The organism is Arthrobacter sp. BGA-UO-ETr-C19 (genome assembly GCF_059568005.1).
On the sequence record NZ_JCAQPC010000024.1, the window covers coordinates 737,675 to 757,806 of the forward strand.

The window sequence follows — 20,132 nt, forward strand, 5'->3', positions numbered from 1 at the left end:
ATTGCAAAATAATCGTTGCAAAGAAATCTTTGCAAGAGTAGCCTTGCCGTATGGCCACCAAGGCGAACCCTGAAACCCCCGACGTGCAGGATCTGCCGTTCCCCGTCCGGAAGATGGACCCGGCCTCCCTTAAGGCCCTTGCGCACCCGCTGCGGGTCCAGATTCTGGAAATGCTTTCCCGCTACGGCGCGCAGACGGCGTGCAGCCTCGGCGAGCTGCTGGGGGAGTCCAGCGGCTCCACGAGCTATCACCTGCGCCAGCTGGCCAAGCACGACTTCGTGCGGGAGGTGGAGGGCAAGGGCACTGCACGCGAACGGTGGTGGGAGCGGCCGCGCGGCGCCATCGAGGTGTCCTCGCCTGAGCTTGCCAGTTCGCCCGCCACCCAGGAAGCGTCGCGGCTGGTGAACCGGGAGTTCGAGCTCCGCCGCCAGGCCGTGCTCGCCGATTTCATGGCGCACGGGGCGGACACCCTGGACCGCGACTGGCTTGAAGCGGCAACCGTAAGCACCGCCAATGTGCGGATGAACCAAGAGCAGCTGGGCGCCTACACGCGGGCCATGGAGGCCTTCTCCTACCGGCTGCTGGAGGAGATCCGCGGCGAGGGGGACCAGGAAGGTGCCCGGCCGGTCCAGATCCACTTCAACGCCTTCCCCATCCTCGGGGTCCCCGCGTCCGCAGGCACCCGCGGCCAGCGCAAGACTCAGAACCCCGCCCAAACGGAATCCATCAGCACAAAACAGTCAACGAGCCCCGAAAGGAAAGAGCCATGAGTGCTCTATCGGTCAACCAGTCCGTCACCGGCTACCGCCGGGCCTCCGTCCTGGAAGCCGTGGCCGTCCGCATCGGCGCCGGCCTGGTGGAATGGGCGGAGCGGCGCCGGGCTGTTCCGGAGGAAACCGTCCGGCAGCAGCGGGATGCCGCTCGGCGCCGCGACGAGTTGAACCTGCTGCGCGGAGATGCCCTCGGGGCAGCCCACTCGGGCCTGCTGCTTCCCCGCCACTGATAGCGCCGGGGCGGTTCGTTCGGCGCAGGGCCGGTTGTCCCGGGTCGGTTGTCAGTCCCGCCCCCTGGTCAGTCCTGTTCCGGCAGCGGTCCGTGGTTGCCCTGCATGTGGTCGAACACCAGCGTGGTTTCGGTGTGGCCCACCACGGGGTCGGTGGCAAGGTTGTCCAGAACCCAGTCCCGCAGGTCCTCGGTGGTGGCGACGGCGATGTGCAGCAGATAGTCGACCGAACCGGATGTGTGGAAGGTGGACAGCACGGCGGGCAGCTTGGGTACGCGGGAGGTGAACCGGTCGATCTGCTCCCGGTCGTGGGCGCGGAGCCGGACGGCGATCAGGGCCTGCACTGACCGGCCAATCGCGGAAAGGCTCAGTTTCGCCTCAAACCCCTGGATGATGCCCCGGTCAGAAAGAGCGCGGGTGCGCATGAGGGCGGTGGAGGGAGCGATGCCCACCAGCTCGGCGAGCTGCTTGTTGGATATCCGGGCATCGTCCACCAGGGCCGCCAGCAGCCGCTCATCGATGGCGTCCAGCGGCTCGTGCCCCGCCGGCGGCCGAATATTCTTCGGGTTGCTGCTCACGGATCCTCCTGAAGTGTTCTCCGTTCATCTTAGCGGCGCCAATGTCGCCAAGACATTCACAGGCAGGCCGCAGTTCCGAACATCTGCAGGTTTTCAGCCCGGTTCGGCGGCGAATTATTCAGGGATGCTGCAGGCTCGCCTTGTCCGGCTGGTGCTGCCGCCGCTGGCGTCCGGACGAGGGATGCACGACGGCGGTGACCACCGCCGTCGTGCATCCCAGGACGATGACGGCGGCCGCCAGCGCCGGCCAGCCGAGGGACTGGAACACCAGTCCTCCGGCCCAGCCGAGGATGCTGGAGCCGAGGTAGTACGCGAGGTTGTACAGCGATGCTGCCTGTGCCCGGCCTGACTGGGCGATGGCTCCGGTCCAGCCCGCGCCGATGCTGTGGGCCGCGAAGAAACCGCCGGTGAAGATGATGAGGCCGGCGAGTATCAGCACCAGCACCTGGGTGAGGGTGAGGGCCAGGCCTGCCGCCATTACCGCAATGCCGGCCAGCAGCACCGTCCGCCGGCCAAAGCGCTGCGTCAGGGCCCCCGCCCAGCGTGAGGTCACAGTGCCCGACAAATATGCCAGGAAGATGAGGCTGATGAGCGTGGCCGGAAGGCTGAACGGTTCGCCGGAGAGCCGGAACCCGAGATAGTTGTAGACGGCCACGAAGCCGCCCATCAGCAGGAAGGCCTGCACGTATAGTGCCAGCAGCCTCGGGTTGGCCAGGTGCCCGGACAGGGTCCTTGCCGCACCGCGGAGGCCAATACCCCGGGCTGGGCTGAAGCCGCGGGCCTTGGGAATCAGGACCAAGAAGAGCGCGGCAGCCACGGTGGCCAGGATGGAGACCGCGAGCGCGGCGGCGCGCCACCCCCACAGTTCCCCCGCCGGCCCGGCCACAAGCCTGCCGGCCAGGCCGCCCAGCGTGGTGCCGGCGACATAGCTGCCGGCTGCCACGGCAGCGTGTGCCCGGTCGATCTCCTCGTTGAGGTAGGCGATGGCGATGGCAGGGATGCCGCCCAGGGCCATGCCCTCCAGCATCCGGAGGCCCAGCAGGACGGGGAAGGACGTGGCCAGAGGCACCAGCAGTCCGAGTGCCGTGGCCAGGCAGATTCCCCAGGTCATGGCCTTCACCCGCCCGATCCGGTCTGCGAGGAACGACCAGGGGATGACAGTGACGGCGAGGCCTACGGTGGCCAGTGAAATGGTCAGCGCGGCTTCTGCGGCGCTCACCCGAAGCTCGGCGGCCAAGACGGGGAGCACTGCCTGGGTGGAATAGAGCTGGGCGAAGGTGGCTACCCCGGCAAACGCCAAGCCGGCCAGGATCCTTCCGTAGGCTTGTGAACCCTTCGGGTGCCCGTTCCACTCGGCTGTCCGAGTAACCGGCGCAGGCCCCGCTGCCTGCCCCGCCCCCGCTGCCGGCGCAGGCCGGGCTGCCGGCGCAGGCCGGGAAGGGCTCGGCTGGATTCCGGGGGCGTGATGGTGGGGCATTGGCATGCCTTCAGCGTAGATCTATGCTGACCTAGCATCCAATGCATGATTCTTTGATAATTCATGCTTGAACGGATTGATTGACGGAGGAGAACCGTGGATATCGAGCACAGGCAGCTGGTGCAGCTGCTGCCGGTTCTGCCGCTGCTGGCGGAGCTTGGGCGGACACAGCACATCACGGAAACCGCCGAGCTGCTTGGCGTGCCGCAGTCGACGGTCAGCCGTGCGCTGGCGCGCGCGAGTGCCGTGGTAGGAACCGACCTGCTGGTCAGGGACGGCAGGGGAGTGCGGCTGACGGCTGCTGCCATGACGCTGCTGCCCTATGTGGAATCGGCGCTCGCCGAGTTCCGCGCCGGTCTTGACGTCGTCCGGCACGAGTCGGAGGTGGTGCGCGGCCGGATCGCGGTAACCTTCCAGCACACGTTCGGCGAGGCGACGCTGCCGCTGCTCATCAGTGCGTTCCGGAGCCGTTATCCGCAGACGGAGTTCGACCTCAGCCAGGGCTCCCGCGACAGCTGCCTGGCGGAACTCTCCTCCGGCACCGCCGATCTCGCCCTGACCGCACCCGTGGCACCCGCCGGCAGGACCATCGGCTCTGCCGCCCTGTACCGGGAACCGCTTCGGCTGGTGGTGCACCACCGGCACCCGCTGGCTGACCGGAAGTCGGTGGCTGTGGGTGAGATCCGGAAGGACCCGTTCGTTGCGCTCGGTTCCGGCTACGGGCTGCGGTCGCTTGCCGACGCCCTGTTCAGGGAGGCCGGCTTCAGGCCGCGGATTGCCTTTGAAAGCCAGGATTCACACACCGCGCGTGGCCTGGTGTCTGCAGGGCTGGGAGTCAGCATCCTTCCCCCGGAGGGCGGCAGCGGCCCGGGCCGCGGCGTCACGGCGGCCACCGGCGACCTGGGCTGGGTCGAAATTGCGCTGGAATCGGAACTGGCATACCGCGAGATCGGTCTGGCCTGGCGCGAGCGCCGCGGCGGCCGTGAGAGCGAACCGGACGCTCTGCGCCTCTTCCGGGGCCTGGTGTTGGACGAGGGGCCCGGGCTGCTGGCTGGGCTGGTACGGGCGCGGTCGGGCGCGTGACAGGCGGACGGGTCCCGGGAGGCTGTTCAGCCGGCCGACTTGTCCGGCGGCTAATCGAGCTTCGGCCGCCGTCCCGACAAGCGCTCTACAGCTTCCTGGATGCCTACATCTACATGCTCGACGTCCTCCACGTAAAGCCTGCCGGCAGTGATCTGGCCGTCATTGATCTCAAAGAGTGTCACTCCGCGGACCTGAAAGTCCTGGCCGTCAACGCGACTTCCTGACCAGGACCACTCGCTCCATGTCGTGTCGCCGTCATCCACGGAACGGATCAGCTCCGCCCGGAAATCGGGAATCCCCGCGAACATCGCTTTCCAGTTGGCCTGCATTTGTGCACGGCCAACAAAGGCCCGGCCGGGGTGGGCGGGTTGCTCGCTGCGGTAGTTCTCGTGAAAAAGCGCCGCGGCCGCTTCGAGGTCGTGGGCGTTCAGAGCGGCCGTCAACTTGTCTACTACTTCCCGCATGGGACCATCCTTCGGAGTCCTCTCGATCGGTGCCACATTAGACCCGGCCGTGGATCAGGTTCAAGACGGCCCCGGTTTAGCAATTTCATGCCGCAGCGCCGCCGCCGCTGCATGGTGCAGTATGGTCAACCCCGGCACTCGCAAAGTAATCGACCCGCCTGAATAGCAGCTATTCCAGGAGCGCGGCCACTGCCTCGGCCACGGGTCCCGTCCTGGCTGAGCGCCAGCCCATTCCTGCCCAGAGGTTCAGCCGCTCCTGGTCACCGGCGGCCGCTGCTGCCGCGCGGATAGGAGCTGTCAGATGGTGGATGGCGGGGTAGCCCTCAGGGGCGTCCCCGTGGTCGCGGACAAAGTCATTGACGAGTGCCCGCGCGTAGCGGCCGGTGAACGCCCGGGTGGGTGTTGTTTCGGTGAAGCGGTCATCGCCGAGGGCGTCCTTGTGCAGCTGCCGCGCGCCGCTTTCGTCCGTCCGCAGCAGCGCCGTTCCCACCTGCGCGGCAACCGCCCCAGCGGCAATGACCGACCTGACGGCGGCGGCGTCCGACACCGCGCCGGCCGCGATCAGCGGAAGGTCGACGGCGGCCGCCACGTCCCGGACCAGGTCAGCCGTCGAGGGCGGCATGCCGCCAGATTTAGTTCCGGGCAGGAACGCGCCGGAGTGGGCGCCGGCGCTGCTGTGCTGGACGACGAGGGCATCGGCTCCGCGGTCCGCCGCCAGCTCGGCCTCGGCGCGGCTGGTGACCGTGGCGACGACGGTTGACCCGGCTTTCCGGAGCGCCTCGAGAACTGCGGAATCGGGCAGCCCGAATGCGAAGCTGACCAGTTCAACGGGATGCTGCAGCAGCAGGTCGATCTTCGCCTGCCAGGCGTCGTCGTCGTCCAGCACCAGAGGCGGCACGATCACGCCGTAGCGCCCGGCGTCCCGGCCAAGGCTGCTCCGGTACTCCTCCAGCCTTGCCACGGCATCGGGGGAAGGGTTCAGCTGTGCATGGTCCGGCACAAAAACGTTGACGCCGAACCGGACGCCGGCGTCCCGGCAGGCGCGGATCTCAGCGCTGACCGCGTCCGCACTCTTGTATCCGGCGGCGAGAAAGCCCAGTCCTCCGGCGCGGTGGATGGCAGAGACGAAGCCCGGCGTGGACGTCCCGCCTGCCATGGGTGCTGCAATGATGCGGGTATCAATTTCGGCGTGGGGCATGGCCGGCTCCTTGGGGCTAATCAGTACTCTGTTCAGGTGACTAACTCTGACAACCTATCCGGTGCGGCCCCTGCCCCGTCCAGCCCAGTCCCGTCCAATGCTGTTTCGTCCAGCACAGTCCCGGCAGGCGCCGCCCAGCCCACCGACGTGGTGATCGGCCTCGACATCGGCGGCACCAAGACGCGGGGCGTCCGCTTCGAGCACGGGGAACCGGTAGCCGACCAGAGCGTGGGAAGCGCCAACGTCCAGAACGTCAGCCGTGCGGAAGCCGCCGCGCACCTCACGGAGCTTTTCGCCAAAATCGGCCGGGGACCGGTGGCGCAGGTCTACGCCGGCGCCGGCGGGATCGACACCGATGAGGATGCCGCCGCCCTGGCCGCCCTCATCGAGCCGCACGCCCCGGGGGCCCGGATTACCGTCGTCCACGACTCCCGGCTCCTGCTCGCGGCAGGCGGCGCCAGCACCGGCGTGGCAGTCATTGCGGGTACAGGATCGGCGGCCTGGGGCGCGAACGGGGACGGCGACGAGGCGCGGGCCGGCGGCTGGGGCTACCTCCTGGGCGACGAAGGCAGCGGTTACTGGCTGGGCAGGGAGGCCGTCCGGCACAGCCTGCGGCGCATGAACCAGGGTCAGGAACCGGATGAGCTGACCAGGGCGCTGCTGGACTCATGCAACGCCGATGACCCGAATAAGCTGATCGCGCTCTTCCACTCACCGGATACCGGACGCCGCTTCTGGGCGCAGCAGGCCCGGCTCGTGGTGGAGGCGGCCGACGCCGGCCACAGCGTAAGCCGGGACCTGATCGACCAGGCGGGCAAGGACCTGGCGGACATGGCTGCCCAGGTCCTCCGGCAGCTGAGGCTGGACGGGCCGGTCATTCTGGGCAGCGGCCTGGGCATGAACGTTGTCCGGCTCCAGGAATCTTTCCGGCAGCACTTGGCCGTGGCGGGAGTCCGTGACGTGCGGATCCTGGAGCAGGACCCCGTTTTCGGTGTCCCGCTGCTGGTCCGAAACCAGCCCTGACAGCCATTCCGGGACAGGCTACTGAGCGCGAACGGACAGGTGTGGCCCACCCGTCCGGCGGATAGCGCGGCGCTACGCTGGAGCCATGACCGTTCTCTTCGACACCCGCCCCGCCGCCTACGCGGTGATCATCCGCGACAGCGCCATCCTCCTGGCGTACTGGAAGCAGGACGGCAAGGAAGGCTGGACGCTGCCCGGCGGCGGGCTGGACCTGGCCGAGCACCCGGTGGACGGTTGTATCCGTGAGGTCTTCGAGGAGACGGGCTACCACGCCGAAATCGGCGCGATGCTCGGGATCGACGTCGGGCACTGGCCGGCGGGTTCGCGGCTGGACGGGGCGGACCGCGACTTCCAGGCGCTCCGCCTGGTTTATGAGGCGAGGGTGACGGGCGGGGAGCTCACCCACGAAGAGAACGGCACCACCACGCACGCCGCGTGGATACCGCTTCACGACGTCGGTTCGCTCAACAGGGTGTCCCTGGTCGACGCCGCGCTGCGGCTGTTCCGGGAGCGGCCGGTCAACGGCAAACTGGATTGAGTTTTCGGTCCCAGCCTGGTTTCTCTAGCCAGCAGGCGCCCCGCTGGCTATTCTGGGGGAGTCCCCGGACATTCTGTCCGGCGGCGGCCAGTCTGGCTTGAACTTCGCACGGGGGAGGTGGACCTGATGATTGCAGAATTCGTGCGCGCTCCGCGCCCTGTCGAAAGCACTCTCAATACTCCTGCCCCCGCTGCTTCCCGCCCGTAGCCAGTCCAGCGAACTCTGTGCACAGCGCACTGCGCTGGGCGCACAACATGGACGGCCGGCGGCGCTTCGGGGCCAACCCGAGGTTCACAGTGAATAATTCTTCCGGCATCTATGCCAGCCAGCTTCAAAACCAGACTCCTTCAATAAAGCCTGACCCCATGCCCGGCCCCGTCCCGTACGGTTTCACGGCGGCAGTGGCACAGCACTTTGCGGCCCATCCGGCAGCCGGCGGCGAGGCGGCCGCCCGCGTCGTCCGGGTGGACCGCAACCGGATTGTCGCGGCCGCGACCCACGGGCTCGTGCACCTGCCTTACCCGGCCGGTACCGTGCCCGCCACCGGCGACTGGATCTGGCTCGGCCGCAACCGGGCTGCGGAACCGGCCGTCGTCGGCGTTCTTCCGCGCACGTCCCAGCTGAGCCGCAAACGCGCCTTTGACCCGTCCACGGAGGCGCAGGTCCTCGCCGCGAACATCGACATGGTGGGCGTGGTTGTTCCCGTGGACCGTCCGCTGAGCCACAACAGGCTTGAACGGACACTCGTGGCCGTCTGGGATTCCGGCGCCACACCCCTGGTGATCATTACGAAGGCGGACCTGGCGGACATCGCCGATGACGTCGTCGGAAAGGTGATCCTGCAGGCGGCCGGCGTGGATGTGGTGACCACCTCCGCCGAGCAGGGGGACGGCATCGACGAACTGCTCTCCCGCGTGCGGCCGGGGTGGACGCTCGCCCTGCTCGGGCCCTCCGGCGCAGGAAAGTCCACACTCATCAACGCGCTCGTGGGGCACCAGGTCCAGTCGACAGGTGATGTGCGAGTCACCGACGGCAGGGGCCGGCACACCACGACGTCGCGGGAGCTGGTCCCGCTGCCCAACGGCGCGGTGCTGATGGATACTCCGGGTGTCCGGGGCTTCGCGCTGTTCGACGCCGAGGACGGCATGGAGGAGATGTTCGGCGACCTGCAGGTGCTCTTCGAACAGTGCCGCTTCTCCGACTGCGCCCACGACACGGAACCCGGGTGCGCCGTCCGGGCCGCGCTCGACGACGGGTCCCTCGAGGAGAGGCGGTGGGCCAGCTACCTGAAGCTTCAGCGCGAGCTCGCTGCCCTTGAGCGGCGCCACGACGCTGCGGCGAGAAGGGCGTACCAGCGGGAATGGCACCAGAAGGTGGTGCTGGCCGGCCGGAGCCAGCGGGCCGCCGAACGCTACCGCCCTTCCTGAAGCTGGAGTTTTTGTCCAGATAATGGCCGCTCCGAGGGCATTTGGACCCATTATCTGGACAAAAACTCCTCCACCCATCCGGGCGGGGGAGGGCACCGAATCAACAGTGTTGGTCTCCGAATGATTACGGTATCCGTGCCTGCGGCGGTTTTGCTTCGGGCACTGGTTACGCTGTGTCAAGACCGTGCTTTACAGCCAAAAAACAGCGTGCTTATGATCAATTCGCTTTACCGTCCGATGTTGCCGCCCAACAGTAAGGTAAGCCGGGTATGGCCGAAGCCATGATTGAGTTCCAGAGCGTCACCAAGCAGTATCAGAGCGGGCAACCGGCGGTGGACCAGCTGAGCATGTCCATTGACCGGGGCTCCATCACGGTGTTCGTAGGACCATCAGGCTGCGGCAAGACCACCTCCCTGCGCATGATCAACCGGATGGTGGAGCCCACGTCGGGGACCATCACCGTGGGCGGCCGCGACGTCACCTCCGTTCCGGCGGCCGAGCTCAGGCGCTCCATGGGCTACGTGATGCAATCGTCCGGGCTGATGCCGCACCGCACCGTGGTGGACAACATCGCCACCGTGCCCCGGCTGAACGGCGTCTCGAAAGCCGACGCCCGCAGGCGCGCGGAAGAACTGCTCGACGTCGTGGGGCTGGCCCCGTCACTCGGCAAGCGGTACCCGTCGCAGCTCTCGGGAGGCCAGCAACAGCGCGTCGGCGTGGCCCGGGCGCTCGCGGCCGATCCGCCGGTCCTGCTGATGGACGAACCTTTCAGTGCCGTGGATCCTGTGGTCCGCGACGAACTGCAGCAGGAGCTCCTGCGCCTGCAGCGCGACCTGGCCAAGACCATCGTCTTTGTTACCCACGACATCGACGAGGCCACCGTGCTGGGGGACAAGGTGGCCGTGTTCGCCGTCGGCGGCAAACTGGCGCAGTACGCCACGCCGGAGGAGATCCTCCGGGCCCCGGCCAACGAATTCGTGGCATCGTTTGTGGGCCGGGACCGCGGGTTCCGGCACCTCGCCTTCACCACGGCCGACGGCGTCGCGGTCCATCCCGTAGACACGGTCACCAGGGGCGGGGATGCCAGCGCGCCGGCGGACCGTTGGCGCCTGGTGGTGGATGAACAGCAGCGTCCGCTGGGCTGGGAAGGCCCCGGCCTTGACTCCCAGCTCATTCCCGGCGGCTCACTGTTCCGGCCGGGCGACACCCTGCGGCGCGCCCTGGACGCCGCGCTGTCCTCGCCGTCCGGGTTCGGCGTCGCGGTCGACGGCGACGGCAAGGTTGCCGGCGTCGTCAAGGCGGCGGAGGTGCTCTCCGTCATCGAGTCAGCGCGGCGGACCCGGCAGGGCGCACTCTGATGGAGTGGTTCCTGGCGAACAGCCCCATGGTCTTTGAACGGGCCGGCCAGCACCTGGTCCTGGCCCTGGTGCCGATGATCCTGGGCCTGCTGATCTCCATCCCGCTGGCACAGTTCTCCCGGCGGCACAGCGCACTCCGGCAGCTCGTGGCCACCGTGAGTTCCCTGCTCTACACCATCCCCTCGCTGGCCCTGTTCATCATCCTGCCGCCGCTGCTGGGAACCCGGATCCTTGACCCGCTGAACGTCATCGTCGCCCTGACCATTTACGCGGTGGCGCTGCTGGTGCGGGCCGCCATGGACGCCTTCGATTCCGTGGATGATGACCTCCGGCAGGCGGCCGTGGCCATGGGCTACAAGCCCGCAGCCCGGTTCCTGCAGATCGACCTGCCGCTGTCCCTGCCCGTGATGTTCGCCGGCCTGCGCGTGGTGTCGGTGAGCAACATTTCGCTGGTGAGCGTCGCCGCCCTGCTGGGGGTTGGGAACCTCGGGATGCTGTTCACTGACGGGCTGCAGCGGAACTTCGTCACCGAGGTGGTGGTGGGGATTGTCGCCATCCTGCTGCTGGCCCTGGTGATGGACGCCCTGCTGGTGGTCCTGGAACGGGTCCTGACACCATGGACCAGGGCAGGCACTGGAAGGACCGACGCGGACGTCAGGTCCGGTGCCGAATTCCTCGCCGACGCCAAAGTGCACGCGGGGGCGGGGTCGTGAACATCTTCACCGAAACTTTCTCGTGGCTCGCCGATCCCACGCACTGGTCCGGCCCGGGCGGGATACCCGTCCGCCTCCTCGAGCACCTGCAGTACAGCGGACTGGTCCTGCTCATTGCCGCGGCCATTGCCGTTCCGGTCGGGCTCTACATCGGCCACACGGGCCGGGGCCGCGTGGTGGCCGTGGCCGTGGCCGGAGCCCTCCGGGCGCTGCCCACTCTTGGACTGCTGGTGCTGTTCGCACTCGTTGCCGGAAGCGGCCTCATGCCGCCGGTGTGGGCGCTGGTCATCCTCACGGTCCCGCCGCTGCTGGCCGGCACCTACGCCGGCATTTCCAGCGTTGACTCCAGCGTGGTGGACGCCGCACGCGCCATGGGCATGAAAGAGCTGCAGGTCCTGTTCGGCGTCGAGGTTCCTAACGGGCTCCTCGTGATGTTCGGCGGCATCCGCACTGCGGTGCTGCAGGTGATCGCCACGGTGTCGGTGGTGGCCTACCTTCCGCTCGGCGGCCTGGGACGCTATCTGTTCGACGGGCTGGTGCTCCAGGATTTCCCGCGGATGCTGGCAGGTTCGCTCCTGATCGCGGCGCTGGCCATCGTCGTCGACCTCGTCCTGGCGGCCGTGCAGCGGCTGGTCGTTTCACCGGGGCTTTCCGCACGTTCCAAGGGCGGCCGCAAGGCCGCCACCGATCTCTCGGCTGCCGCACCCGCGGCGGCCGCTGTTCAAGGAGGCACCGCATGAAGTACCCCGTCCGCACGACTCTTACCCGCCGTGGCCTGGGCGGCCTCGCCGCCGGTGTCGGCATCGCCCTCGCCCTGTCCGCCTGCAGCAGCGGCAACCCGCTGTCTTCTCCCTCCACGAGTGCAACCGGCGGCGCCACCGCCGGCGGCTCCCTCGTGGTCGGTTCCGCCGACTTCCCTGAAAGCCAGATCATCGCCGAAATCTATGCGGGCGCTTTGAACGCGGCCGGAGTCACTGCCACGACCAAGCCGAACATCGGCTCCCGCGAGATCTATTTCAAGGCTGTCCAGGACGGATCCGTGGATGTGGTTCCCGACTACTCCGGCAACCTGCTGTCGCACGTTGACGCGCAGGCTGCCGAGGTCACGCCGGAGGACGTCTACAAGGCACTTCCGGGCAAGCTGCCGCAGGGCCTCGCCGTGCTTGAGCCATCCAAGGCCGAGGACAAGGACGCCATGGTGGTTACGAAGGCCACCGCGGAAAAGTACCAGCTGACGTCCATCGAGGACCTGGCCAAGGTCTGCAAGGACCTGACCATGGCCGCGCCCGCCACGTTCGAAACCCGGTCCTACGGGTTCCCGGGGCTCAAGAAGAACTACAACTGCGAGCTTAAGGCGCTCAAGCCCTTCAGCGACGGCGGCGGCAACCTCACGCTGCAGGCGCTCCTGAGCGACGAGGTCCAGGTGGCCGACATCTTCACCACCACGCCGTCCATCGCAGACAATGACCTCGTTGTGCTGGAGGACCCGAAGAACAACTTCAAGGCCCAGCAGGTGCTCCCGCTCTACAACGACGCGAAGGTGACGGACAAGGCCAAGGAGGCGCTCAACAACGTCTCCAAGACCCTCACCACGGACGACCTGATCAACCTCAACCGTGCCGTGAGCGGAAGCCAGAAGCAGAACGCCAAGGATGCGGCTGCCGCGTGGCTCAAGGACAAGGGCATCGTCAAGTAGGCCCATGGGCCAACCCAACTGACTCGCACTTGTTGTCGTTTTGAAGCCCCAAAACGACAACAAGTGCGAGCTACTTGGATGGTTCCCCGTCCGTTGGCCCGTTACGTCCGCGGTTAACCATGTGAGGGACGTCTCCCCGGAAGTACATCCCGCTTGTGGCATATTTGATGAATGGCAGAATTCAAGCAGTCCACCAAGCTTCATAATGTCCTTTACGACATCCGTGGACCGATTCTTCAGGCCGCCCAGCAGATGGAGGCAGAGGGTCACCGCATCCTCAAACTGAACATCGGCAACCCCGCACCCTTCGGTTTTGAAGCGCCGGACGCGATTTTGGTGGACATGATCCGCCACCTGCCCCACGCCCAGGGATACAGCGATTCCCGCGGCATCTTCTCGGCCCGCACCGCCGTCTCGCAGTACTACCAGACCCGCGGCATCCAAAGCATCCACGTGGACGACATCTACCTGGGCAACGGCGTCAGCGAGCTCATCACCATGTCGCTGATGGCCCTGCTCGAAGAGGGCGACGAGATCCTGATCCCCACGCCGGACTACCCGCTGTGGACCGCCTCGGTGGCGCTGGCCGGCGGACGTCCGGTGCACTACCTCTGCGACGAGGAGTCCGGCTGGCAGCCCGACCTGGAGGACCTCGAGGCCAAGATCACGCCCCGCACCAAGGGGATCGTGGTCATCAACCCCAACAACCCCACCGGCGCCGTGTACCCGGAAAGCACGCTGCGAAAGATCGTTGCCCTGGCCGAAAAGCACGGACTGGTGATCTTCGCCGACGAAATCTACGAGAAGATCCTCTACGAGGACGCCGTGCACGTGAACATGGCCGGGCTCACCGGCGACGACGTGCTGTGCCTGACCTTCAGCGGGCTGTCCAAGGCCTACCGTGTCTGCGGCTACCGCGCGGGATGGATGGCCATCTCCGGACCCAAGAAGGAGGCCGCGGACTACCTCGAAGGCATCAATCTGCTGGCCAACATGCGGCTCTGCGCCAACGTCCCTGCCCAGCACGCCATCCAAACTGCCCTGGGCGGATACCAGAGCATCAACGACCTCATCCTGCCCGGCGGCCGCCTGCTGGAACAGCGCAACAAGGCGTACGACATGCTCAACGCCATCCCCGGCGTCAGCACCCAGCAGGCGCGGGGAGCCCTCTACCTGTTCCCCAGGCTGGACCCGGAGGTCTACAACATCCGGGACGACGAAAAGTTTGTCCTGGACCTGCTCAAGGAACAGAAGATCCTGGTCTCCCACGGCCGGGCGTTCAACTGGGTCCGGCCCGACCACTTCCGGATGGTGACCCTGCCGAACGTCAAGGACATCGAGGAAGCAATTGGCCGGATGGGAGACTTCCTCAGCAGGTATCAGGGGAACTAGCCTTTACCCACAGACAACAGTGGAAAGAGGTCCCCAATGGCCGGCGTTGCGGAATTCACGAAGTTCCCCTCCGAATCCTTGAAAGTCGGCAAGGGATTCAAACTGGCGGATGTTGACCCGGACACCACCCCGGGTTATCCGGGGAACAAGGCCGACGGCGAGACCCTCCTTGAGGAGCTGGATGACAAGCTCGCGGAGCTTCAGGAAAAGCTATTTGCCGAGTCCAAGTTTGGCGGGGCCAAGCGCGTCCTGCTGATCCTGCAGGGAATGGACACCGCCGGCAAGGGCGGAATCGTGAAGCACGTGCTGGGTGCCATGGACCCGCAGGGCGTGCAGTTCAAATCCTTCAAGGCCCCCACACCAGAAGAAAAGGCCTATGACTTTCTCTGGCGCATCGAAAGGGAAGTCCCCGCCGCAGGCATGCTGGGGGTCTTTGACCGGTCCCATTACGAGGATGTCCTGATCCACCGGGTCCACCGCTGGGCCGACCCGAAGGAGATTGAACGCCGCTACACGGCAATCAACGAGTTCGAGGCCCGGCAGGCGGCGGTGGGCACGAAGGTCATCAAGGTCATGCTGCACATCAGCAACGAGGAGCAGAAAGAGCGGCTCCTGGCCCGGCTGGACAACCCGGCCAAGCACTGGAAGTACAACACCGAGGACCTGAAACAGCGTGCCTTCTGGGACGATTACATGGCCGCCTACCAGGCAGCCTTCGACGCCACCAACACGGACCACGCGCCCTGGTACGTCGTGCCGGCCAACAAGAAATGGTACGCGCGCATCGCTGTGCAGCAGCTGCTGCTGGAGGCGCTCGGCGAGCTCGAACTGAAGTGGCCCAAGGCCGAGTTCGACGTCGACGCCGAGCGCCGCCTCGTTGAGCGGTCCTGAACCGGGCCTAACCTCCGGCTAGCTCTCCGCCGGCGTCAGCTGTCCTTGCGGGCAGCCGCGAGCCTCTTCCTGGCGCCCTCCAGCCACTCCTCACAGCGCCGCGCCAATGCCTCGCCCCGTTCCCACAGTGCCAGGGAGTCCTCGAGGCTGGTCCCGCCCGCCTCGAGCTTGGAGACCACGGCCACCAGCTGTTCCCGTGCTTCCTCGTAGCTGAGGGCATCGATGTCCGGAGGAAGCGCGGGACCGGGCCGGGCCGCGCTGTTCGGCTGATCTGTGGTGTTCGGCTGCGCAGCGCTGTCCGGTGGCGCAGTGTTGTTCGCCGGCTCTGTGTTGATGGTCGGGTCTGTCATGTGTCCTGGCCTGTCATGTCGGTGGTGATGTCAATTGGTGCTGGCGCCACATAAGGCATCTGCCTTTGTGGTGCGCCTGGGTTTAGGGGGCGCCTGTGGATTCCGCGCCGAACCGCCCGCCGGCCACCCGGACCGAGAGCGCGGCTCCGGCAGGGGCCTGGGAGGGCTGGCGGACAACTTCACCGCCGGACCCGGAAAGCTGCACTACGGCGTAACCGCGGTCCAGGGTCTGCTGCGGCGACAAGGCCCGGACCTGCGCCTGAAGGTGGACCAGCTGGTCCGACGCCCTCGTCACTGCGGCGCTGATGGCCGCCGTGGACCGGCGCGCCAGCCGTTCCACGTCGTCCGCGCGCGCCGTGATCATGCTCTCGGGAGCCGCAAGGACGGGACGGGACCGGACTGCCGCCAGACGGTCCGTTTCCCGGGCCACCAGCAGCGTGACGGAACGGCGCAGCTGCGCCTCAGCCTGCCGGACCCGGGCAAGTTCCTCCGAGACTTCCGGCACTATCCGCTTGGCTGCGTCCGTGGGTGTGGAAGCCCGGAGATCGGCGACGTCGTCCAGGATGGGCCGGTCTGCCTCGTGTCCGATCGCGCTGACCACCGGAGTCACCGCGGCGGCCACCGCCCGGATGAGTTCCTCGCTGCTGAACGGCAGCAGGTCCTCCAGCGCTCCGCCGCCGCGGGCGATGACGATGACGTCGACCTCGGGACGGGCATCGAGTTCCCGCAGCGCCTTAACCATCTGGGATACGGCGGTGTTGCCCTGCACCGCGACTTCGCGGATCTCGAACTCAACTGCCGGCCAGCGCAGGGCAGCGTTACGCAGAACGTCCTTCTTAGCATCGGAGTCGCGGCCGGTGATGAGCCCGATCCGGTGGGGGAGCAGGGGGAGGCGCTTTTTCCTCGCCTCGGAAAACAGGCCTTCCGCGGCCAGGGCATGGCGCAGCCGTTCTATCCGTGCGAGGAGGTCGCCCAGTCCAACCGGGCGGATGTCCTTCACGGACATGTTCAGGCGCCCGGTCTTCAGCCAGAATTCAGCCTTGAGCAGGGCTACCACCCGGCTTCCGCGCTCCAGCGGTGTCTCCTGGCGGTCGAGCAATTTGGACCAGATGGAAGCCGGCAGGGAGATCTCGGCGTCAACATCCCGCAGGGTGAGGAACGCACTGCCGCCGCGCCGGTTCAGTTCGATGACCTGACCTTCAACCCATGCTGCCGGTGCCCGCTCGATGTGGGTCTTGAGCTTCTGGGAGAGCAACTGCAGCGGCCAAGGGTTGTCTGGGCTTGTGTCAGCGGCGGTGGCCGGCACTGTGCTGGGGCTGGCTGCGGAGGCCGTGCCGGGTACAGGGACTGTGGCGTTTTCAGCCATGTGCAGCCCTGGTGGCGGCGAATGCCAGTTGCATGGTCGCGGGTCCTTTGCCTGTGGATGGTGCGTGCGCGGTGGGTTAATCCACTCTATCCATAGCTGTATCACCGGGCTGCGACATTGTTGATGGCCCGAAGTTCTTGACCGGCCTGCTTTTTCGATCGTGGGGCGGCGCGCCTAGGATGGCAGTGTCCTGCTGACCAGCCAGGCACCCGACCAGCCGAGGAACCCGACCAGCTAGGAATCCCTTGCGCTCATTTCTTGCGGCCTTGGCCGTCATCCTTGGTCTTCTCCTCTCCGCCGCCGCGGTTCCGGCCATCTGGGTGGACCGCAACATCGTGCAGGAGGATGGCTTCGTTGCCCTGGCGGCACCACTGGGCAAGGATCCGGATTTCCAGAAGCGCCTGGCAACCGCCGCCGTCAACAGCATGGATACCGGCGGCACCATACCGCCGCAGGTGGCCGCACTGGTCCGGCCGGTGCTGGAAAGGGCGGCAACCTCCCTTACTGGCCTGCCTGAGTACCCGGCTGCCTGGGAAGAAACACTGCGGAAGAGCCACCGCCTCAACTTCGCCAAGCCGGCGTCCCTTCCGCCCGAAGCGGATTCCAGCACCTCGCTGACCCTGGATGTGGCTCCGCTCGTCGCCCTCGCGGCCAAGCAGATCTCCAGCCAGGTGGGTGTTCCGCTGGAGGCTCCGGGCCAGACTCTGGTGAACATCGGCCAGACGAGCCAGCGCCAGCTCATCGAACGGGTGTCCGCATACTCTCCGCTGGGATACAGCCTGGCCGTCGGTGCCGGGGTGGCATTTCTCCTGGCGCTCGTAACCGCCCGCCGGCGGTGGAAAGTCCTGGCCGGCATAGGCGTGGGCGGACTGGCGCTCGCCGGACTCTGGACGCTGGCATCACGCTGGGCCGCCGACGCCGTCTTGGGAACCGTGAGCGGAAACGAAATGGCCGACCTGTTCAAGCGGGAGTTCGTTGCGGCTTCCGCAGCGGGGTTTGCGTCCTGGACGCTGGCGGCGGCGATCGTCGGTGCGGCCCTGGCGGCGGCAGGACTGCTGCTCAGGGTGGTCGGCGGTCCCGCACGCAGGCGATGAGCCGCCCAGAGGCCTGCCGCCCAGCCGGTAGCATGGAGCAATGACTTCCTCTGCAGTTTCCCTTTCGATGCCAACCGTCCCGCGCCGGCGGCGTTCGCCGGAGGAAGTGCTCGCGGCGGCACCGGTCCCGGGCCCCAAAAAGGTCCTGCTGGCAGCCCCGCGTGGATACTGCGCCGGCGTGGACCGCGCTGTCATCGCCGTCGAAAAGGCACTGCAGCACTACGGACCGCCCGTTTATGTCCGGAAACAGATCGTCCACAACGTGCACGTGGTCAGCTCCCTGGAGGAGCAGGGCGCCATCTTCGTGGATGAAACGGACGAAGTGCCCGAGGGCGCCCTGGTCATCTTTTCCGCCCACGGCGTTTCCCCGGCCGTGGTCCAGTCCGCGGAGGACCGCGGGCTCCGGACGATCGATGCGACCTGCCCACTCGTGACCAAAGTTCACAAGGAAGCCGTCCGCTTCGCCAAGGACGACTTCGACATCCTCCTGATCGGCCACGACGGCCACGAAGAGGTGGAAGGAACGTCCGGCGAGGCCCCCGACCACATCCAGATCATCAACGGCCCGCATGAAGTGGACAAGGTGACGGTACGGGACCCCGAAAAGGTGATCTGGCTGTCCCAGACCACGCTCAGCGTGGACGAGACCATGGAGACCGTCCGGCTGCTCAAGGAACGCTTCCCCACTCTTCAGGATCCGCCCAGCGACGATATCTGCTACGCCACGACCAACCGCCAGGTGGCCATCAAGAAGATCGCCCCGCAGTCGGATCTGGTGATCGTGGTCGGCTCGGCAAACTCTTCCAACTCCGTCCGCCTCGTCGAAGTGGCGCTCGAATACGGCGCCAAGGCGTCGTACCGTGTTGACTTCGCCAACGAGGTGGACGAGTCCTGGTTCGAGGGTGTTGCCACCGTGGGCGTCACCTCAGGCGCGTCCGTTCCGGAGGTCCTGGTCAAGGACGTGCTCCGCCTCCTGGCCGACTACGGATACGACGCCGTCGAGGAGATTGTGACCGCGGAGGAGGACCTCCTCTTCTCCCTTCCCAAGGAGCTCCGCGCCACGCTCAAGGAAGCTGGGGACGTGTCCCGCGCCCTCGGCGGCCGCCGTTCGCGCTAGCCGGAGCACGCGAGCCGGCTTCCATCCGGCGGCTTCTTAAGCGGCGTCCTCTTCCTCCACGGTCGGCCGCAGGTCGCCGGCGTCCAGTTGGGTGGCATACTCCGCGGCATGCAGTTCATCGTGCTGCCGCGATTCATCGTGCAGCTCAGGGGCCGCGAGCGAACGCGGCGTGACCTGCACAGACGGAGGCGTCACCAGTCCGCTGGTGTCCAGGGCATTAAGTTTCCGCGCGGTGGGAAGCACGCGTGCCTCCAGCGTGCCGACCATGGCGTTGTAACGGTCCACCGAGCTTTTCAGCGAGGACCCGAGCTTGCCCACGTTGTCCCCGAGCGTGCCCATTCGCTCGTACAGCTGCCGGGCAAGCTCGAAGAGCTCCCGTGCACTGTCAGTGAGAACGTCCTGGCGCCACGTGAACGCCACGGACTTGAGCACCGCGAGGAGCGTGCCGGGGGAGGCCAGCACCACATTTTTGGACAGCGCGTGGTCCAGGAGCGCAGGGTCGGCGGAGAGCGCTGCGGCGAGGATGGACTCGGCCGGGACAAAGCAGATCACCAGTTCCGGCGAATTCCCGGAAATGTCCCAGTATTTCTTGGTACTGAGGGCGTCCACATGCGTCTTCAGCGCCTTGGCATGCGCCACCAGGAGGTTTTGCCGCGCTGACTGGCTGAGCCCGGGTTTGTCACTGCTTGACTGCCCCAGCTCCTGCGCCTCAAGGTAGGCGGACAGGGGGACCTTGGCGTCGACGACGAGCTGCTTGTCACCCGGAAGCTGGACCACAAGGTCCGGGCGGACGGCGGCCTCGGCGCCCGATGTGCCGTGGTGCTGCTCATGGAAATCGACGTGACGCATCATGCCGGCCGCTTCCACGACCCGGCGCAGCTGCACTTCGCCCCACTGGCCGCGCGCGCTGTTCGACCGGAGCGCCGACTCAAGCGCATGCGTGGACCGCATCAGCTGCTCGTCCGTAAGACGGGCCTCCTGCAGTTGCTGGGCCAGTTGCCCGTACTGTTCCAGCCGGTCCCGTTCCAGCAGAGATACCTGCTGCTGCACGGCCGTCAGCTTCTCAGCCACCGGAGCCAGGGCCCGCAGGACGCTGGCGTCCTGCTCACGTGACGTGCCCAACTCCCGGTTCTGGGCGGACAGGAGCCTGCGCTCGGCATCCGCGGCAGCAAACTGGGCGCTCACCTCCGAAAGGCGGGCCGAAACGCCGTCGAAATCCGCCTCCAGCGCGGTGCTCCGGCGGCGCAACACCACGTAGATCGCGCCCGCGCCGGACACGGCGCCCAGCAACAGCATTAAAAGGGCCAGAATGACTGCAAAAGGTTCCATGCCTTCACTGTGGCACGGGGCTGTGACATTTATTG

Annotated in this window: 21 protein-coding genes; 14 read left to right on the plus strand and 7 right to left on the minus strand. The window is 66.8% G+C overall.

Features of this window, described 5'->3' with window-relative positions:
• The first annotated feature begins 50 nt into the window (after positions 1–50).
• Positions 51–770 (plus strand): ArsR/SmtB family transcription factor, encoded by a 720-nt coding sequence (locus tag AC57BR_RS22350; RefSeq protein WP_496364561.1) that lies wholly within the window; start codon positions 51–53, stop codon positions 768–770.
• A complete protein-coding gene (locus AC57BR_RS22355; protein WP_496364563.1) occupies positions 767–1,003 on the plus strand; it encodes a 2-nitropropane dioxygenase in 237 nt (78 codons plus the stop codon). Before AC57BR_RS22350 ends, AC57BR_RS22355 begins: the two co-directional genes overlap by 4 nt.
• A gap of 68 nt (positions 1,004–1,071) precedes the next feature.
• On the opposite strand, the gene AC57BR_RS22360 is transcribed toward AC57BR_RS22355, so the two are convergent.
• On the minus strand, positions 1,072–1,581 hold the full coding sequence (locus AC57BR_RS22360; protein WP_003805226.1) for an Lrp/AsnC family transcriptional regulator: 510 nt from the start codon (positions 1,579–1,581) through the stop codon (positions 1,072–1,074).
• A gap of 118 nt (positions 1,582–1,699) precedes the next feature.
• Complete coding sequence (locus AC57BR_RS22365; protein WP_496364565.1) at positions 1,700–2,881, minus strand: MFS transporter; 1,182 nt, start codon at positions 2,879–2,881, stop codon at positions 1,700–1,702.
• Positions 2,882–3,154: 273 nt separating this feature from the next.
• Here AC57BR_RS22365 and AC57BR_RS22370 point away from each other — a divergent pair, with 273 nt between their 5' ends.
• Complete coding sequence (locus AC57BR_RS22370; RefSeq protein WP_496364567.1) at positions 3,155–4,141, plus strand: LysR substrate-binding domain-containing protein; 987 nt, start codon at positions 3,155–3,157, stop codon at positions 4,139–4,141.
• Positions 4,142–4,191: 50 nt separating this feature from the next.
• On the opposite strand, the gene AC57BR_RS22375 is transcribed toward AC57BR_RS22370, so the two are convergent.
• Complete coding sequence (locus AC57BR_RS22375; RefSeq protein WP_496364569.1) at positions 4,192–4,605, minus strand: nuclear transport factor 2 family protein; 414 nt, start codon at positions 4,603–4,605, stop codon at positions 4,192–4,194.
• 169 nt (positions 4,606–4,774) lie between these two features.
• A complete protein-coding gene (locus tag AC57BR_RS22380; protein ID WP_496364571.1) occupies positions 4,775–5,803 on the minus strand; it encodes a nitronate monooxygenase in 1,029 nt (342 codons plus the stop codon).
• Positions 5,804–5,950: 147 nt separating this feature from the next.
• Between AC57BR_RS22380 and AC57BR_RS22385 the strand changes: the two genes are divergently transcribed.
• The 9 genes from AC57BR_RS22385 (at position 5,951) to AC57BR_RS22425 (ending at position 14,841) form a co-directional block, all read left to right on the plus strand.
• Entirely contained in the window at positions 5,951–6,826 is an 876-nt protein-coding gene (locus AC57BR_RS22385) for an N-acetylglucosamine kinase (protein ID WP_496365207.1), read from the plus strand.
• An 85-nt stretch (positions 6,827–6,911) separates the two neighbouring features.
• Positions 6,912–7,364 (plus strand): NUDIX hydrolase, encoded by a 453-nt coding sequence (locus AC57BR_RS22390; protein ID WP_496364573.1) that lies wholly within the window; start codon positions 6,912–6,914, stop codon positions 7,362–7,364.
• Between the two features lie 365 nt (positions 7,365–7,729).
• Positions 7,730–8,791 (plus strand): ribosome small subunit-dependent GTPase A, encoded by a 1,062-nt coding sequence (gene rsgA / locus AC57BR_RS22395; protein ID WP_496364575.1) that lies wholly within the window; start codon positions 7,730–7,732, stop codon positions 8,789–8,791.
• Positions 8,792–9,060: 269 nt separating this feature from the next.
• Entirely contained in the window at positions 9,061–10,149 is a 1,089-nt protein-coding gene (locus tag AC57BR_RS22400; RefSeq protein ID WP_496364577.1) for an ABC transporter ATP-binding protein, read from the plus strand.
• Positions 10,149–10,862 carry an ABC transporter permease gene (locus tag AC57BR_RS22405; protein ID WP_496364579.1) on the plus strand — a complete coding sequence of 238 codons (714 nt, stop codon included), beginning with the start codon at positions 10,149–10,151 and terminating at the stop codon, positions 10,860–10,862. Before AC57BR_RS22400 ends, AC57BR_RS22405 begins: the two co-directional genes overlap by 1 nt.
• Positions 10,859–11,602 carry an ABC transporter permease gene (locus AC57BR_RS22410; protein ID WP_496364581.1) on the plus strand — a complete coding sequence of 248 codons (744 nt, stop codon included), beginning with the start codon at positions 10,859–10,861 and terminating at the stop codon, positions 11,600–11,602. Before AC57BR_RS22405 ends, AC57BR_RS22410 begins: the two co-directional genes overlap by 4 nt.
• Positions 11,599–12,558: an ABC transporter substrate-binding protein gene (locus AC57BR_RS22415; RefSeq protein WP_496364583.1), complete on the plus strand. Its 960-nt coding sequence runs from the start codon at positions 11,599–11,601 to the stop codon at positions 12,556–12,558. Before AC57BR_RS22410 ends, AC57BR_RS22415 begins: the two co-directional genes overlap by 4 nt.
• 171 nt (positions 12,559–12,729) lie before the next feature.
• On the plus strand, positions 12,730–13,950 hold the full coding sequence (locus AC57BR_RS22420) for a pyridoxal phosphate-dependent aminotransferase (RefSeq protein ID WP_496364585.1): 1,221 nt from the start codon (positions 12,730–12,732) through the stop codon (positions 13,948–13,950).
• Positions 13,951–13,986: 36 nt separating this feature from the next.
• A complete protein-coding gene (locus AC57BR_RS22425) occupies positions 13,987–14,841 on the plus strand; it encodes a PPK2 family polyphosphate kinase (protein ID WP_496364587.1) in 855 nt (284 codons plus the stop codon).
• A 35-nt stretch (positions 14,842–14,876) separates the two neighbouring features.
• Here AC57BR_RS22425 and AC57BR_RS22430 read toward each other — a convergent pair whose 3' ends face one another.
• Both AC57BR_RS22430 and xseA read right to left on the minus strand, forming a co-directional pair.
• Positions 14,877–15,191: an exodeoxyribonuclease VII small subunit gene (locus tag AC57BR_RS22430; RefSeq protein ID WP_496364589.1), complete on the minus strand. Its 315-nt coding sequence runs from the start codon at positions 15,189–15,191 to the stop codon at positions 14,877–14,879.
• Positions 15,192–15,273: 82 nt separating this feature from the next.
• Positions 15,274–16,557 (minus strand): exodeoxyribonuclease VII large subunit, encoded by a 1,284-nt coding sequence (gene xseA / locus AC57BR_RS22435; protein ID WP_496364591.1) that lies wholly within the window; start codon positions 16,555–16,557, stop codon positions 15,274–15,276.
• 245 nt (positions 16,558–16,802) lie between these two features.
• On the opposite strand from xseA, the gene AC57BR_RS22440 reads away from it, so the two are divergent.
• Together AC57BR_RS22440 and AC57BR_RS22445 are read left to right on the plus strand one after the other, a co-directional pair.
• Positions 16,803–17,651 (plus strand): hypothetical protein, encoded by an 849-nt coding sequence (locus tag AC57BR_RS22440; protein ID WP_496364593.1) that lies wholly within the window; start codon positions 16,803–16,805, stop codon positions 17,649–17,651.
• 40 nt (positions 17,652–17,691) lie between these two features.
• Complete coding sequence (locus tag AC57BR_RS22445; RefSeq protein WP_496364595.1) at positions 17,692–18,768, plus strand: 4-hydroxy-3-methylbut-2-enyl diphosphate reductase; 1,077 nt, start codon at positions 17,692–17,694, stop codon at positions 18,766–18,768.
• 36 nt (positions 18,769–18,804) lie between these two features.
• Here AC57BR_RS22445 and AC57BR_RS22450 read toward each other — a convergent pair whose 3' ends face one another.
• Positions 18,805–20,097, minus strand: coding sequence for a DNA recombination protein RmuC (locus AC57BR_RS22450; protein WP_496364597.1), 1,293 nt, complete (start codon positions 20,095–20,097; stop codon positions 18,805–18,807).
• Positions 20,098–20,132: the final 35 nt, after the last annotated feature.